The sequence below is a fragment of the Mesorhizobium sp. M1A.F.Ca.IN.020.03.2.1 genome, assembly GCF_004023205.1.
Lineage (GTDB): Bacteria > Pseudomonadota > Alphaproteobacteria > Rhizobiales > Rhizobiaceae > Mesorhizobium.
In genome coordinates, this window is record NZ_RZSV01000144.1 from 1 (window position 1) to 14,730 (window position 14,730).

The 14,730-nt window shown below is 64.7% G+C and carries 16 protein-coding genes and 1 pseudogene; 10 read left to right on the top strand and 7 right to left on the bottom strand.

Translation table 11 applies throughout. The features are described 5' to 3' along the window. The 6 genes from EOA79_RS21015 to EOA79_RS21040 all read left to right on the top strand — a co-directional run. Nucleotides 1–407: SAM-dependent methyltransferase (locus tag EOA79_RS21015; protein ID WP_245489904.1), on the top strand; the 407-nt coding region annotated here is incomplete at its 5' end. Further along, entirely contained in the window at nt 404–709 is a 306-nt protein-coding gene (locus tag EOA79_RS21020) for a DUF2849 domain-containing protein (protein WP_095800580.1), read from the top strand. The genes EOA79_RS21015 and EOA79_RS21020, both read left to right, overlap by 4 nt. Before the next feature lie 39 nt (nt 710–748). Next, the gene (locus tag EOA79_RS21025) at nt 749–2,419 is read left to right on the top strand and encodes a nitrite/sulfite reductase (RefSeq protein ID WP_095823509.1); all 1,671 of its coding nucleotides are present in this window, start codon (nt 749–751) and stop codon (nt 2,417–2,419) included. Further along, nucleotides 2,394–3,158 carry a phosphoadenylyl-sulfate reductase gene (locus EOA79_RS21030; protein ID WP_067318910.1) on the top strand — a complete coding sequence of 255 codons (765 nt, stop codon included), beginning with the start codon at nt 2,394–2,396 and terminating at the stop codon, nt 3,156–3,158. Before EOA79_RS21025 ends, EOA79_RS21030 begins: the two co-directional genes overlap by 26 nt. Nucleotides 3,159–3,344: 186 nt before the next feature. Continuing rightward, nucleotides 3,345–3,878 (top strand): DUF934 domain-containing protein, encoded by a 534-nt coding sequence (locus EOA79_RS21035; RefSeq protein WP_067318908.1) that lies wholly within the window; start codon nt 3,345–3,347, stop codon nt 3,876–3,878. A gap of 242 nt (nt 3,879–4,120) precedes the next feature. Beyond that, nucleotides 4,121–4,741 (top strand): DJ-1/PfpI family protein, encoded by a 621-nt coding sequence (locus EOA79_RS21040; protein WP_067318906.1) that lies wholly within the window; start codon nt 4,121–4,123, stop codon nt 4,739–4,741. 40 nt (nt 4,742–4,781) lie between these two features. Here EOA79_RS21040 and EOA79_RS21045 read toward each other — a convergent pair whose 3' ends face one another. Continuing rightward, nucleotides 4,782–4,982 (bottom strand): hypothetical protein, encoded by a 201-nt coding sequence (locus EOA79_RS21045; RefSeq protein ID WP_067318902.1) that lies wholly within the window; start codon nt 4,980–4,982, stop codon nt 4,782–4,784. A 218-nt stretch (nt 4,983–5,200) separates the two neighbouring features. Between EOA79_RS21045 and grpE the strand changes: the two genes are divergently transcribed. Together grpE and EOA79_RS21055 are read left to right on the top strand one after the other, a co-directional pair. Beyond that, entirely contained in the window at nt 5,201–5,851 is a 651-nt protein-coding gene (grpE, locus tag EOA79_RS21050; RefSeq protein WP_067318900.1) for a nucleotide exchange factor GrpE, read from the top strand. Nucleotides 5,852–5,962: 111 nt separating this feature from the next. Then, nucleotides 5,963–6,595, top strand: a complete 633-nt coding sequence (locus EOA79_RS21055; RefSeq protein WP_067318898.1) for a trimeric intracellular cation channel family protein — start codon at nt 5,963–5,965, stop codon at nt 6,593–6,595. A gap of 109 nt (nt 6,596–6,704) precedes the next feature. Here the strand turns inward: EOA79_RS21055 and EOA79_RS21060 are convergent, their stop codons facing one another. The 6 genes from EOA79_RS21060 to EOA79_RS21085 all read right to left on the bottom strand — a co-directional run bounded on the left by EOA79_RS21060 (nt 6,705) and on the right by EOA79_RS21085 (nt 13,663). Beyond that, entirely contained in the window at nt 6,705–7,589 is an 885-nt protein-coding gene (locus tag EOA79_RS21060; protein ID WP_082953625.1) for a GNAT family N-acetyltransferase, read from the bottom strand. Between the two features lie 186 nt (nt 7,590–7,775). After that, nucleotides 7,776–10,055 carry a PAS domain-containing sensor histidine kinase gene (locus EOA79_RS21065; protein WP_127335374.1) on the bottom strand — a complete coding sequence of 760 codons (2,280 nt, stop codon included), beginning with the start codon at nt 10,053–10,055 and terminating at the stop codon, nt 7,776–7,778. Nucleotides 10,056–10,198: 143 nt separating this feature from the next. Beyond that, a complete protein-coding gene (locus tag EOA79_RS21070; protein ID WP_095823598.1) occupies nt 10,199–11,188 on the bottom strand; it encodes an MDR family oxidoreductase in 990 nt (329 codons plus the stop codon). Nucleotides 11,189–11,241: 53 nt separating this feature from the next. After that, nucleotides 11,242–11,730 carry a signal peptidase II gene (gene lspA / locus EOA79_RS21075; protein WP_067318893.1) on the bottom strand — a complete coding sequence of 163 codons (489 nt, stop codon included), beginning with the start codon at nt 11,728–11,730 and terminating at the stop codon, nt 11,242–11,244. A 13-nt stretch (nt 11,731–11,743) separates the two neighbouring features. Next, nucleotides 11,744–12,604 carry an RNA methyltransferase gene (locus EOA79_RS21080; protein ID WP_095823507.1) on the bottom strand — a complete coding sequence of 287 codons (861 nt, stop codon included), beginning with the start codon at nt 12,602–12,604 and terminating at the stop codon, nt 11,744–11,746. Continuing rightward, entirely contained in the window at nt 12,605–13,663 is a 1,059-nt protein-coding gene (locus EOA79_RS21085) for a class I SAM-dependent rRNA methyltransferase (protein ID WP_095823506.1), read from the bottom strand. A 124-nt stretch (nt 13,664–13,787) separates the two neighbouring features. On the opposite strand from EOA79_RS21085, the gene EOA79_RS21090 reads away from it, so the two are divergent. Both EOA79_RS21090 and EOA79_RS33695 read left to right on the top strand, forming a co-directional pair. Then, nucleotides 13,788–14,498 carry a YafY family protein gene (locus tag EOA79_RS21090; protein ID WP_067319619.1) on the top strand — a complete coding sequence of 237 codons (711 nt, stop codon included), beginning with the start codon at nt 13,788–13,790 and terminating at the stop codon, nt 14,496–14,498. A gap of 69 nt (nt 14,499–14,567) precedes the next feature. Continuing rightward, nucleotides 14,568–14,730 (top strand): annotated as a pseudogene (locus tag EOA79_RS33695) (drug:proton antiporter); the annotation flags it as partial.

The following is a 14,730-nucleotide window of genomic DNA, read 5'->3' on the forward strand; positions in this document are numbered from 1 at the left end:
CGCTGACGCTGCGCGGCGTGACGTCCTCGATGGTGTTCACCACCGGGCATGACCTCAAGGGCAACTCACTGCCCGATTGGGCAAAGCTTGCCATTTCCGGCGCCACCGTCGCCGTCTATATGGGCCGCTCGGTCGCAGCCGAAGTCGCCGGCCGGCTGATCGAAGCCGGGCTGTCGCCCGATACCGCCGTCGCCGTGGTGGAGAATGCCAGCCTTGGCAATCGCCGCCGCTTCCACGGCACGCTCGCCGACCTGCCGTCGCTGGAAGCGCGCGCCGATCTTACCGGTCCGGTCATGACCATCATCGGCGACGCGGTCGCCGGCGCCAATTTCGAACAATCCGAGCCGCTTGCGGCGCACACGCGTGAAGATACGGCCGGCGTAGCGGCCGAAGGAGTTGAGCAATGAAGGTTCTGACCGCGAACAGGCTCTCGGACGGTATCGCCGTCTGGTACGCCGATGGCGGCTGGGCGGAGACCGTCACTCGTGCCGACATCGCCCATGACAAGGCGGCGGAGGATCGGCTCGAGGCCATCGGCGCCGCGGCCGCTGCCAACAACGAAGTCGTCGACGTCAACCTGATCGATGTGACCGTGATCAACGGCGCGGTCGAGCCGGTGCGGCTGCGCGAGAAGATCCGCGCCGCGGGCCCCACCATCCGCACCGACCTCGGCAAGCAGGCGAGCCCGGCTCCGGCACGGGCGGCATAGACACAAGAAAGCGGGCGGACGGGCCCTGAAAGACGAAGCATGTACCGTTACGACGAGTTCGACCACGATTTCGTAAAGGCCCGCGTCGCCGAGTTCAGCGACCAGGTGCAGCGCCGGCTTGCCGGCGAGATCACCGAGGACCAGTTCCGGCCGCTCCGGCTGATGAACGGCGTCTATTTGCAGCTGCACGCCTATATGCTGCGTATCGCCGTGCCCTACGGCACGCTGAACAGCAGGCAATTGCGCATGCTCGGCCACATCGCCCGCAAATACGACAAGGGCTACGGCCACTTCACCACGCGCCAGAACATCCAGTTCAACTGGCCGGCGCTGTCCGACATCCCGGCGATCCTTGCTGATCTGGCGAGCGTCGAGATGCATGCCATCCAGACCAGCGGTAACTGCATCCGCAACGTCACCGCGGACCATTTCGCCGGCGCGGCCGCCGACGAGGTTGCCGATCCGCGTCCCTATGCGGAGATCCTGCGCCAGTGGTCGTCGGTGCATCCGGAGTTCTCGTACCTGCCGCGCAAGTTCAAGATCGCGGTGACCGGCGCCGAGCGTGATCGCGCCGCCATCCAGACGCACGACATCGGGCTGCATCTGAAGAAGAACGCGGCCGGCGAGCTGGGCTTTGCCGTCTATGTCGGTGGCGGCCAGGGCCGCACGCCGATGGTCGCCAAGAAGATCCGCGACTTCCTGCCGGAAGCCGAGCTGTTGTCCTACTGCACGGCGATCCTGCGCGTTTACAACCTCTATGGCCGCCGCGATAACAAGTACAAGGCGCGTATCAAGATCCTCGTCCACGAGACCGGGGTCGAGGAGATCACCCGCCAGATCGAGGCCGAATGGCAGGAGTTGAAGGACGCGGAGCTGAAGCTGCCGGACGCCGACATCCAGGCGATCAATGCCTATTTCGCGCCGCCGGCATTGCCTGACCGGCCGGAAGGCGACGCGCAGGTGAAGCAGACGCGGCTCGATTCCAAGAGTTTTTCGGAGTGGCTCGACCAGAATGTCGTAACGCATCGCCACCCCGACTATGCGGCGGTGACGATCTCGCTCAAGGGCATCGGCGAGGTGCCCGGCGACGCCTCCGACAGCCAGATGGAGGCGGTCGCCGACATCGCCGAGAAATACGCCTTCGACGAGCTGCGCGTCAGCCACGAGCAGAACCTGATCCTGCCGCATGTGGCGCGCGCCGACCTCAAGGCCGTCTATGACGCCCTGGTCGAGATCGGCTTGGCGACCGCCAATTCCAACCTGATCAGCGATATCATCTCTTGCCCCGGCCTCGATTATTGCGCGCTTGCCACCGCGCGTTCGATCCCGGTTGCCCAGGAAATCTCGCGCCGCTTTGCCTCGCTGGAGCGGCAGCGCGAGATCGGTGAGCTGAAGCTGAAGATCTCCGGCTGCATCAACGCCTGCGGCCACCACCATGTCGGCCATATCGGCATTCTCGGCGTGGAGAAGAAGGGCTCCGAGCTCTACCAGGTCACGCTTGGCGGCTCGGCCGACGAGAACACGTCGGTCGGCGAGATCATCGGCCGCGGTTTCTCTTCGGAAGAAATCACCGATGCCATCGAGCAGATCGTCGACACCTATCTCGGCCTTCGGCTCAATCCCAGTGAACGTTTTATCGACGCCTACCGCCGTGTCGGTCCCGCGCCGTTCAAGGAGGCGCTCTATGCTGGCGAAACCAAGGCCGCTTGACCGGATCGGCGGCGTCGAGGCCGGCGTTGCCGCGGAAGCGGCGGGGCTCGACGCGCTGCTCGGCCATCTGAAGCCGATCGAGATCATCGAGCGCTCGGCGCGTGAATTTTTCCGCGGCGACGTTGCCGCCGTATCGTCCTTCGGAGCCGATTCGGCAGTCCTCCTGCACATGATTGCCGAGATCGACCGCTCGCTGCCAGTGATCTTTCTCGACACCGGCAAGCATTTCGAGGAGACGCTGGGCTACCGCGACGCGCTGGTCGCCGATTTCGGCCTGACCGATGTGAGAGTGATCAAGCCGGACGAAGCGGCGCTCGAACGCGTCGATCCGACCGGCAGGCTGTATGAGACCGATACCGACGCCTGTTGCAACCTGCGCAAGGTCGAGCCGCTGGCGCGTGGCGTCGAGCCGTTCCGCGCCTGGTTCACCGGGCGCAAGCGCTTCCAGGCTTCGACGCGCGCGGCACTCCCGGTCTTCGAGGCCGTCGGCTCGCGCATCCGCATCAATCCGCTCGCGCATTGGACGACATCCGACCAGGCCGACTACATGCGCGCGCATGCGCTGCGCGAAAACCCGCTGGTCGCCTATGGCTATCTGTCGATCGGCTGCTTCCCCTGCACGCAGCCGGTACAGCCAGGCGAGGATGCGCGCAGCGGCCGCTGGGCGGGGCACGCCAAGACCGAGTGCGGCATCCATCTGTCGGGGCTGGAGAAGTCGCTGACCGACGCATCACTTTAAGGACAGCCGCTACTCAGGTGAGGCCGGCCTGCAAATGGCGGGTTCCTGCGCTTTCGGAGTTCGCGTAGTTGAAGTACGCTCCGCTCCCGTTCTCGAAAGCCACCATTTTCGACTCCGGGCCGACCTGAACAGCGACATATCCTTTCATTCTTAGGGCATTAGGATCTTAGGGCATTAGGAATTTTGATGACTGAGCCGACCAAATCGGAAACCCGCCTCTGGACCCCGAACGGTTTCCGCGAGGACGAATGGACCCATGCCGAGAGCGCCGAAGCGCTTGCCGGCAATGGCCGCTTCATCCTCCCGTTGCAGGCCTTTCTCGGGCTCGATGACGATATCCGCAGGTCGGCCAAGGAGCGCCTCGGCGTGCTCCTGCTCCCCGGCGACGAGCTCGACAAGATCGTCGGCCTGCTCGACCAGCTGTCGCTGGTGGCGCTTGCCTTCCCGGCCTTCAACGACGGCCGCTCCTTCTCCAAGGGCGAATTGCTGCGCACCCGGCATAACTTCAAAGGCGCGGTGCGCGCCACGGGCCAGGTCCTGGTCGATCAATTGCCGCATATGCTGCGGCTCGGCTTCGACGAGTTCGAGGTCTCCAATCCGGTGCTGTTGAAGCGGCTGGAGGAAGGGCGCACAGGAGGCTTGCCAGTCTATTACCAGCCGGCGGTAGAGCCGGAAGCCAAGGGCCCGAAATATTCCTGGCGGCGCAAACGCCCGGGCTGAGCCGTCCCCGCGCTGACCGCCGAAGGCAGCCATCCGGTAAACCAAGCGAGCCTGCAGCTTTGGTCTGACCAAGCACCTTGCTTTTGACGTCTTGGCGCAGTCGATTCAGTTCTACGCGCCTCTTTGCAACAATCTGGTTAGACCACTTCTGCGAATTTCACTTTCTCTTTTGCCGTCTTGCCCTTAGGATACGGTGATTATTTCGCGCTCCGAAATAAACAGCCGGCAAAGGAGGAAACGGCATGGTAGGCAAGAAGATACTGATGCTCGTTGGCGAGTTCAGCGAAGAATACGAGATTTTCGTTTTTGAGCAGGCGATGCATGCGGTCGGCCACACAGTCCATGTCGTCTGCCCGGACAAGAAGGCCGGCGACGTGCTCAAGACCTCGCTGCACGACTTCGAGGGCCATCAGACCTATACGGAAAAGCTCGGCCACGACTATATCCTCAACAAGACATTCGCCGAGGTGAATCCCGCCGATTACGACGCGGTCTACGCTGCGGGCGGACGCGGGCCGGAATATATTCGCATCGACAAGCGCGTGCAGGCGCTGGTCAGGCATTTCCACGAGACCGGCAAGCCGATCTTCACCATCTGCCACGGTGTGCAAATCCTAATCGCGGTCGACGGCGTGGTGCGCGGCAGGGAGGTGGCGGCGCTGCAGTATTGCGAGCCCGAAGTGACGCTTGCCGGGGGCACCTATATCGACGTGTCGCCGACCGGCGCGCATGTCGACGGCAATCTGGTTTCGGCAAAGGGATGGCCCGGCCTTGCGTCGTTCATGCGGGAGTGCCTCAAGGTGCTTGGCACCGAGATCCGTCATGGCGAGGCTCTGATGCGCGACGAGCGCAGAGCCGCATAGCTCCTCAGCGCCTTACGCTGTGGAACTGGGGAAGGGCGGTCTAGTGCTGCCGCTGGCCGTCCGCCTTGTCCGTCTCGGCGCCGTCCAGGCGGTCGAGCAGATCCGTGAACTGCTTGGGCACTTCTTTTTCCAGGCGAAATGCCGGAAGCGTGCGCAGAAGGCGCTTGGTCGCTTCGGTGCCAACCTGTCGCCTGATATCGTCGGCGAGCTTGGCGCGCCTTTCGCCGATGTTGCCCTTCATGGTCCCAAAATCCTGTGTCGGCTTCGAAACTCTCGCAGCCCGGCAATGGTTCCCGCATAGGCCCTTAGCGGCAAGCAAAGCCGTCCGGTACGGTAAAATTTGAATTAATTTGGAACGATCGCGGAAGGGCCGTCATCGGTGCTTGCCCCTTGATTTTTGGCCCCTAAACCTCGATATCGGGCGCAAATCCAAACCAATCCGAATGACGGGAAACGGCGATGAGCGACCAGGCAAAAGACGAACGCGCGCCCGAGGAAATCGAAGCCAGCCAGGCTTCCGAGGCCCGGGCTTCCGGCGAACGTGCGGAAGGCGGCGTCGACGGCGACTATGAGGCGCTTGTGCGGTTGCTGAAGGAAAACGAGGAACTGAAGGATCGGGCGCTTCGCGTAGCTGCCGAAATGGAGAATCTGCGGCGCCGTACCGCGCGTGATGTACATGACGCACGCACCTACGCTGTGGCCAATTTCGCGCGCGACATGCTGTCGGTGTCGGACAATTTGCGCCGCGCGCTGGACGCCATTCCGACCGAGGCCAAGGCCTCCGGCGATGCCGGCTTCAAGGCGCTGATCGAGGGCGTCGACCTCACCGAGCGCGCCATGCTGGCGGCGCTGGAGCGGCACGGGGTGAAGAAGCTTGCGCCCGAAGGCGAGAAGTTCGACCCGAACTTCCATCAGGCGATGTTCGAAGTGCCCAACCCCGACGTTCCGGCCGGGACCGTGGTCCAGGTCGTGCAACCCGGCTATTCGATCGGCGAGCGCGTGTTGAGGCCGGCGATGGTCGGCGTCTCCAAGGGCGGCCCAAAGGCCGCCGCCGCCGAAGCGCCGGTCGAGCCGGGCCCGGTGAACGAGCAGGCCGAGAAGGATGCGTGAAGGGAGCCAATAGCGAATAGGGAATAGCGAATAGGGAAGGACGGTACCAACCGCACCGCTTCGTGATATTCACTGTGCACTGACTATTCGCCAATCACTATTCGCTCGCCCATGAATCCCATCGAGCTGCTCGACTATGCCGGCGTCGCCGTCTTCGCGGCGACCGGCGCGCTTGCCGCGTCACGCAAAGAGCTCGATATCATCGGCTTCCTGTTTCTGGCCAGCATTACCGGCATTGGGGGCGGAACGCTGCGCGACGTCATTCTCAACCTGCCGGTGTTCTGGGTCGCCAACAGCGGCTATGTGCTGATCTGCGCCGTGATGGCAGTGCTTGTCTTCTTCAGCGCCCATCGTGTGGAATCCCGCTACAAGCTGCTGCTCTGGCTCGATGCGATCGGACTTGCCGCCTTTGCGGTGATGGGGGCTGCAAAGGGCCTGGCGATCACCGGCTCCCCGGTCGTTTCGGTCATCACCGGGGTGCTCACCGCGACCTTCGGCGGCATATTGCGCGACCTGATCGCAGGCGAGCCTTCCGTGCTGCTCAGGCCCGAAATCTATGTCACCGCGGCGCTTGCGGGTGCAGCGCTCTTCACGGTTGGCGATCTCGTTGGCATGTCGGCCCTGCCATCCAGCCTGCTCGGCTTTGCGGCGGCCTTCCTGGTGCGGGGCGGGGCGCTCAAATTCGGCTGGTCGTTCCCGGCCTATAAGAGCCGGCCCGGGCGAAGGCCGGAGGATATTCCGTGATAGCAAACAGCGAATAGCGAATAGAGAGTAGCGAATAGGGCTGTTGTAGTCAGCCTACTATCGTTAGTTCCTTCGCTATTCGCTATTCGCTATTCGCTATTCGCCAGACTCACGCCGCGAAACGCTGGCCTTCGCCGCCATAGTAGTTGACGTAGCGGGCGCCGATCTCCTTGACCGGCATGACGACGAAAATGTCGACGGTCGAGAATTCGTGGTCGATGACGCAGCCGTCGCCGATGCGGGCGCCGACACGCAGATAGCCTTTGACGAGCGGCGGCATGGCGGCGATCGCGGCCTTGGCATTGACCGCCTCGATCGGCATCAAGTCCATCGAGCAGTAGCGGCCGGCCACCGCCCGGACATCCCAGGCCTGGTCGGTGCGGCAGTGATGGGCGAGATAGGTAAGCGCCTCCGCATGCGCCGCCGGCACGGTGCCGTGGAAGGAGGCGCAGCCGGTCATCACGCCGATGCCATAGTGGTTGATATAGGCCCAGATGCCTTGCCAGAGCGCCTCGATGGTGCGCTTGGAGCGGTATTCCGGCAGCACGCAGGAGCGCCCGAGTTCCAGGAAGCGTTGGCCCGGATGGCGCGCCACCAGCTTGGTCAGCTCGAACTCGCCCTCGGAGTAGAAGCCGCCCGCCGCGGTGGCGATCTCCTGCCGCAGCAGGCGATAGGTGCCGACGATACGGCGGTGCTCTGGGCCGGGAAGCGAGGTGTCGAAAACCAGGAGATGATCGCAGAGCGGGTCGAAGCGGTCGGCATCGCGCCGATCCTGCGCCTGGAACAAATCCTTCCTCGCGCCGAGCTCGTCATAGAATACCCGATAACGCACTTCCTGGGCGGCGGCGATCTCGGCCCCGTTGCGGGCGAGCCGCACTTCCAGGTTGCCGATGCGGCCCAGCGGTGCGCCGCTTGCGAAAGCGTCGGCGGCACGCGCGCCGAGAAGGGCGCTGGCGTTCGGCCGAGTATCGCATTCAGGCATGACTGTATGCACGAGTGATTCTCCTTCGAGCCATCCCTCTTGGCACGGGGATACGGTGTAGGTGCAACAGGATTGTGACAGTACCGTGATACGGCGATCCCGGCAATACTTCGTCGGCTGGGCAATACCCTCAACCGGCTATCTTATGGCTGCGAAAGCCAAGCAATCCAAGGCGTTCCGGAAAGTCTAAAAAATTCGTTACGCCGCTGCCTGGCTCTCGACGGCCTGGACGAGCGCATCGGGGTCGAGAGGCTTGGTGACGAAGCCGCTGGCGCCGTGGGCCAAAACCGTGTGGCGCGTCTTTTCCTGGCTGTCGGCGGAAAGCACCATGATCGGGATCGGCGGCACGGCAAGCGCTTCCTCATGGCGGCGGATGGCGGCGATCGCGTCCAGCCCGTCCATCACCGGCATGTGGAGATCCATCAGCACGACATCGAAACGATGCTTGAGGCCGGCGTCGGTGACGGCTTCGACCGCGGCCTTGCCGTTGCTGACGATCTTGACGCGATGTCCAGCCTTGAGCAGCGTGGCGCGGGCAAGCATCGCGTTGATGTCATTGTCCTCCGCGATCAGCACGGACAGGCCCTTGTCGCGGCGGCGGACGGACGCGGTGCCGCGCGGTTCCGACCGCGGCTCGGCGGGTGCCGGCACATGGCTGGTCAACAGCACGCGCAGCAGCGTTTCGCCGCGCACCGGCCGGGCGAGGAACGTCGCGTAGCCGTTGGCGCGGAATTCGCCAAGCATGCCGCGATCGGCGGGTGCGATCAGGGTGATGGCCTGGCAGTCGACAAAACCGCTCTGACGCAGCCGCTTGAGCAGGCGGCCGTCGCTGTTCTCGAGCGCGGCGTCGACCAGAAGCACGTTGCAGCCGGCGGCGAAGGCAATGGCCTGGTCCGGCGTGGCCGCGATCTCGACGGCACCGCCATGCGCGTGGATGGTGCGAGCGATGGCATCGGCCTCGACGGCATTCTTGGACACGATCACCGCGCGTCGGCCCGAGAGGATGTCCCGGCGATACTGTGGCGGTTGGGTTGCCGCGGTCGCCGGAATGTCGAAGACGAATTCGGATCCCTCGCCTAGCCGGCTCGAAACCGAGATCGTGCCGCCCATGGCGATCACCAGGCGCTTGGAGATGGCGAGGCCGAGACCGGCGCCGCCGTGCACCCTGGTCGAAGTACCGTCGGATTGCTCGAATTCCTCGAAGATGCGCTCCATATCCTCTTCGCGCAGCCCCGGACCGGTGTCGGCGATGGTGAAGCGGATGCGGTCGGTGCTCTCGGTGCTGGCGCGCGCGACGGTAAGCAGCACGCCGCCTGTGTCGGTGAACTTGACGGCATTGCCGATGAGGTTGAGCAGCACCTGGCGCACGCGACCGGGGTCGGCGGTGATCATCTGCGGCACGTCGGGTTCGACGTGACAGCCGAGGCCGATGGTCTTGGAGAAGGCCTTCGCGGCCAGCAGCTCGATGATGTTGTCGGCGATCTCACGCAGTGATGTCGGCTGCGGCTCGGGATCGAAGCGGCCGGCCTCGATCTTGGAGTAGTCGAGCAGATCCTCGATCAGCGCCAGCAGCGAGCTTGCGGAAGTCGAGACGGCGCCGACATAGGTACGCTGCTCGGGCGACAGGTCGGTGTCGGCAAGCAGCTTCGCCATGCCCATGATGCCATTCATCGGCGTGCGGATCTCGTGGCTGACGGTGGCAAGGAAGCGCGACTTGGCCTGGCTGGCGTATTCGGCCCGCTCGCGGGCGGTGATCAGCGACGATTCGGCGCGCTTGCGGGCGGTGATGTCACGGGCGATCGCCCGGTGCGAAACAGCACCGGTGTCCCTGTCCCGCACCGAGAGCTCGATCCAGGAGAACCAGCGCGGCCCGTTCGGCGTGCGGATGGCGACATCGGTGGAGCTCAGGCATTCATGATCCGAAAAGGCGGCCTCGGGCACGACGCCGACGTCGATGCCGAGCTCGGAAAGCGTCTTGCCTGCGAGGTCGCGCTGATCGATCTCGACGAGCGAGGCGAACACCTTGTTGGCGTAGACGATGTGGCCGTCGCGGTCGCGATGGACAACGAGGTCGCCGAGCGCATCGATCAGACCGCGAAAACGCTCTTCGCTCTCCTGCATCTCCCACATGCGATCGGCGAGGGTCTCGATCTCGGCGCGGCTACGGGCGGCCGTCTCGTCGAGAAGTGCGGCGGTGCGCCGCTCGGCGCGCTGGTTGCGCAGATGCATCATCAGGCCGCCCAGACCCGTCGCCAGGAGGCCTATGGTGATGAAGATCGGCGCTCCGGCGAGATGCGCCAGCCCGGCCAGGACGACTATGGCGACGATCGTCAGGAACGGCAGGCCTTCATGACTGTCCGCTTGCAATGCGGGGACCAGCGGCGGCGCGGCAAGCACCTGCCGCTTCGGCGCGTCAGGACCCAGTCCGTCGTCGCCTGCGGCTTTGCTGTCCTGTCTGAAGTCGGAGTCCGCGAGCATGCGGAAAACCTTGCCAGACAGAGATTATGGAAGATTGCGGCGGATCGTTCGAATTTTAGTCGTCCGTGCCGATAACCGGCAGTTTTTGCCTGATTTTGGGCAGTTCGGACGGGAAATCGCCGAACGCTATTCCTGGGATCGCCCTACAGATCGACGACCACGCGGCCTCTGATCCTGCCCTCCACAATATCGCGCGCAGCGCCGATGATGCCGTCGAAGCCGATCGAGCGCGACAGGGTCGACAGTTTCTGGAGGTCGAGGTCGGCGCCGATGCGGCGCCACGCCTCGAGGCGGACCGCTTTCGGCGCCATGACGGAATCGATGCCGAGCAGCGATACGCCGCGCAGGATGAAGGGGGCGACGCTCGTCGGAAGGTCCATGCCGCCGGCCAGGCCGCACGCGGCGATCGCGCCGCCATAGGACGTCATCGACAGCACGTTGGCCAGTGTATGGGTGCCGACCGAGTCGACGCCGCCGGCCCAGCGTTCCTTGGCCAGCGGCTTGGCCGGCTGGCTGAGGTCGTCCCGTGAGATCACCTCAGCCGCGCCGAGGTCGATCAGATAGGGGCTTTCAGCATTGCGCCCGGTCGAGGCGATCACATGGTAGCCGAGGGTGGAAAGGATCGAGATGGCGACCGAGCCGACGCCGCCGGCGGCCCCCGTCACCACCACCGGTCCGCGATCCGGCACGATGCCATGCCGCTCCAGCGCCATGACGGCGAGCATTGCCGTATAGCCGGCGGTGCCGACTGCCATCGCATCATGCGGGCTCATCCCGTCGGGCAGCGGCACCAGCCAGTCGCCCTTGACGCGGGCGCGGGCGGCAAAGGCGCCGTAATGCGTCTCGCCGACGCCCCAGCCATTGAGGATGACCTTGTCGCCCTTGCGCCAGTCGGGGTGCGAAGATTCGATGACAGTGCCGGCGAAATCGATGCCGGGCACCAGCGGCCAGCGGCGCACGACCGGGGCCTTGCCGGTGATGGCCAGCCCATCCTTGTAATTCACCGTCGTCGCCTCGACGGCGACGGTGACATCGCCTTCCATCAGGTCAGCTTCGGTGAGGTCGACGATCTCGACCGACTGCTTCTTTTCGGCGTCGCGCGAAACGAGGATGGCTTTGAAGGTATCGGACACTTTGGTCTCCTCGCTTTTGTTTGAAACAAACTTGCGGCGGTGGCCGCGCCAGGTCAATTGCCTGGATCCTGGGACCTGGTTTCCCGCCGCCAGCCGATCAGCTCGTCGAAGACGACCAGCGCCGCGCCGACGGAAATGAAGGCGTCGGCAAAGTTGAACACCGCAAAGGACCAGACCGGCGTGTGGAAAAGAATATAATCGATGACGTGACCGTAGACCGCGCGGTCGATCAGATTGCCGAGCGCGCCGCCGACGATCAGGGCGAAGCCGATCCGGGCAAGGACGTGGCCGGCGGGCGTGCGCACCGCCAGATAGAGCACGAAGGCGACGACGAGCGCGGCGATGGCCACCAGGCCGGTGTCGCCGAAGGACGAGAACATCGAGAAGGCGATGCCGGTGTTGTAGGTGCGAAACAGCGCCAGGAAAGGCAGAAGATCCACCTTTTCCTGGAACGCGAGGCCGTTTTCCACCAGCTGTTTTATCCACTGGTCGAGTGCGATAGCGAGCACGACCAGCAGGGCGTAAGGGGACCAGGATTTCACGTTTTCGCAGTCCTCATCGCGAGTCGGCAGTGGGGTCGAGCTTCAACGCGCCACGCCGGATTTCGAACAGCATGACGCCGGTGGCAACCGCCAGATTGAGAGAATCGGCGCGTCCGGCCTGCGGGATCCTGAGCAGCCGGTCGCAACTGTCGGCAAGGCTGTCGGGCAGGCCCTGCTGCTCATTGCCCATCAACAGCAGCACCGGGCCTCTCGAAAAGTCGACCGACCGGTAGTCGACCGCGCCCTTCAGATGCGTTCCGGCGACGAGGCCCGGAAAGTCGCGCCGCCAGGCCAGAAAAGCCTGCTCCGTTGCCTTCGCGACCGGCACGGCAAAGATCGAGCCCATGCTGGCGCGCACGGTTTCCAGCGAAAACGGATCGGTGGTGTCGCCGACTAGGATGACGCCCTTGGCGCCGACGGCGTCGACGGTGCGGATGACGGTGCCGAGATTGCCGGGATCGCGAACCCGGTCGAGCGCGACCCAGACGTCGCCGTCCGTGGCGCGGATATCCTTCAGCGGCAGCGTCTGCTGGACGAAGACGCCTACGACCATTTGCGGGTTTTCCCGGCGGGTGATTGCCGCCAGCACCTTTTCCGAGACTTCGAGCACGGTGCCGCCGGCGGCGACAGTGCGCGCCGCGACCTTTTCTATCGCCGCGTTGCCGCGCCCGGCCTTGGCGAAGACGAGCGTCCTGATCGACCAGCCGAGGTCGAGTGCGTCGATGACCAGCTTCAGGCCTTCCGCCATGAAGGCGTTCTGCTGGTCGCGAAACTTCTTCAGCGCCAGCGCCTTGATGTCCTTGACCAGCGGATTGGCGAGGCTGGTGACTTCCTTGACCTGCCCGACGGGCCGGGCTCCATCATGCGGGACCATTCAAGCCACCCAGCGCGAGAACAGCGAGGTCGACAGCGCGCGGCCGGCGGATTTCTCGCGGATGATCAGCTCGCCGGATTCGACCGTGCCGCCCATGCCGGCGAAGGCGTCCCGCATCAAGGCATGGATGGCGAAGAAGGAGGCGCGGATCGAATAGGCGGTCAGCACCACGGCGATCGGCTTCGGCGTCAGGATCGAGCGGCAGAGATCGGTGAGCCCCGGCAGATCCTCGAACAATTGCCAGACTTCCCCCTTGGGACCGCGGCCATAGGCGGGCGGGTCGAAGAGCACGATGTCATAGTGGCTGCCACGGCGCTCCTCACGCTCGGCGAACTTAACCGCGTCCTCGACGATCCAGCGGATCGGCTTGTCGGAGAGGCCGGCTCTCTCCTGGTTCTCGCGCGCCCATCCGATCGCCTTCTTCGAGGCGTCGACATGAGTAATCTCTGCGCCGGCGCGCGCCGCCACCAGCGAGGCAAGGCCGGTATAACCGAAGAGGTTCAGCACCTTGACCGGTCGCCCTGCAGCGGCGATCAGGCCGGCCATGTGGTCCCAATGCGAGGCTTGTTCGGGAAAGACGCCGACATGGCGGAATGAGGTGAAGCGGCCGAGATAGTCGATGCCGTCATGCTTCATCGGCCAGGTCTCGCCGAGCGGCGTTTTTGGAAAACGCCAGCGGCCGATGCCTTCCTCGTCGGTGTCGCCGGTGAAGATGGCGTCGGCGCGCCGCCATTCCTTGGCGGGAAGCGCCCGCTGCCAGATAGCCTGGCCTTCGGGGCGCACGATGCGGTAGGGCCCATACTGCTCCAGTTTTTCGCCGGCGCCGCTGTCCAGCAGAGCATAGTCGGCGTTGGGCGCAACCTCGAGGATCAGCGGCAGGCGCTCGGCGGGCAACGGGCCTTCGCGGCGTGCAAGAGGGCGCTGCGCTGGTTTTGCTTCCTGACGATGATGCGGCTCCGACCTCTCCGCCGAAGCCGCCTCCCGCAGCCGCGACTGGCTGGGGGGATTCGCCGGCTGGCGCGGACGGTTGTCGCGGTTTCGGTCGCGAAAGGACTTCAAGAACAATCTCCGGAACGGCACGCCGCTTTTGGCATAGGCCCTTGACCTTCGCAACCGCATGGTCCGGCGCTGTTCTGTCGCGATGGGATGGACCTCGCCCGAAGAAACGGGCAAGTCTCCGGTCATGTCCCGTTCCGAACGCCTGCTCGACCTGATCCAGATTCTGCGCCGCCACCGCCGGCCGGTCAGCGGCCGCACGCTTGCGGAGGAAATGGGCGTGTCGATCCGCACGCTCTATCGCGACATCGCGACGCTGCAGGGGCAGGGCGCGCCGATCGAAGGCGAGGCGGGGCTGGGCTATGTGCTGAAGCCCGGCTTCATGCTGCCGCCGCTGATGTTCACCGACGAGGAGGTCGAGGCGATCGTGCTCGGCTCGCGCTGGGTGGCGAAACAGCCGGACAAGCGGCTGGCCGCGGCGGCGGCGGATGCGTTGTCCAAGATCGCGGCGGTCTTGCCGGACGATCTGCGTGACGATCTCGACGCCACGACGCTGCTGGTCGGGCCGAATTCAGCGAGCGGCGAGGCGATCGATCTCGGCATCGTCAGGCAGGCGATCCGCAGCGAGCGCAAGCTCGGCTTCCTCTACCGCGACGCCGGCGGCGCGGCCTCTGAGCGCATGGTCTGGCCGTTCGCGCTCGGCTTCTTCGACAAGGTGCGGGTGATGGTGGCGTGGTGCGAGCTGCGCCAGGATTTCCGGCATTTCCGCGCCGACCGCATGGCCGATCTCACAGCCACCGAGATCCGCTATCCGCGCCGCCGCCAGGCGATGCTCAAGGAATGGCGAGCGACGCTCGATGAATCGGCCCTGAAAACGGCGCAGGAGCCTACTGGCTGATCGCTGCTGCCAGAATCTGACAGCGGGATGATCTAGCTTGGCCAAGGTTCAAACACCTTGGAGACCGACATGACCACGCCCAATTTCGTCATCCTCTATGTCGACAGCCCCGAGAAGAGCGGCGCGTTCTACGCCTCGCTGCTCGGGCGCCAGCCGGTAGAGACCTCGCCCACCTTCGCCATGTTCGTCCTCGACAACGGCTTCAAGCTCGGCTTGTGGTCGCGTCACACGG

What these genes read in the sequence shown, in the direction of transcription:
- EOA79_RS21020 (WP_095800580.1), top strand. Translation starts at nt 404, where the DNA reads ATGAAGGTTCTGACCGCGAACAGGCTCTCGGACGGTATCGCCGTCTGG.
- EOA79_RS21025 (WP_095823509.1), top strand. Translation starts at nt 749, where the DNA reads ATGTACCGTTACGACGAGTTCGACCACGATTTCGTAAAGGCCCGCGTC.
- EOA79_RS21030 (WP_067318910.1), top strand. Translation starts at nt 2,394, where the DNA reads ATGCTGGCGAAACCAAGGCCGCTTGACCGGATCGGCGGCGTCGAGGCC.
- EOA79_RS21035 (WP_067318908.1), top strand. Translation starts at nt 3,345, where the DNA reads ATGACTGAGCCGACCAAATCGGAAACCCGCCTCTGGACCCCGAACGGT.
- EOA79_RS21040 (WP_067318906.1), top strand. Translation starts at nt 4,121, where the DNA reads ATGGTAGGCAAGAAGATACTGATGCTCGTTGGCGAGTTCAGCGAAGAA.
- EOA79_RS21045 (WP_067318902.1), bottom strand. Translation starts at nt 4,982, where the DNA reads ATGAAGGGCAACATCGGCGAAAGGCGCGCCAAGCTCGCCGACGATATC.
- grpE (WP_067318900.1), top strand. Translation starts at nt 5,201, where the DNA reads ATGAGCGACCAGGCAAAAGACGAACGCGCGCCCGAGGAAATCGAAGCC.
- EOA79_RS21055 (WP_067318898.1), top strand. Translation starts at nt 5,963, where the DNA reads ATGAATCCCATCGAGCTGCTCGACTATGCCGGCGTCGCCGTCTTCGCG.
- EOA79_RS21065 (WP_127335374.1), bottom strand. Translation starts at nt 10,055, where the DNA reads ATGCTCGCGGACTCCGACTTCAGACAGGACAGCAAAGCCGCAGGCGAC.
- EOA79_RS21080 (WP_095823507.1), bottom strand. Translation starts at nt 12,604, where the DNA reads ATGGTCCCGCATGATGGAGCCCGGCCCGTCGGGCAGGTCAAGGAAGTC.
- EOA79_RS21090 (WP_067319619.1), top strand. Translation starts at nt 13,788, where the DNA reads ATGTCCCGTTCCGAACGCCTGCTCGACCTGATCCAGATTCTGCGCCGC.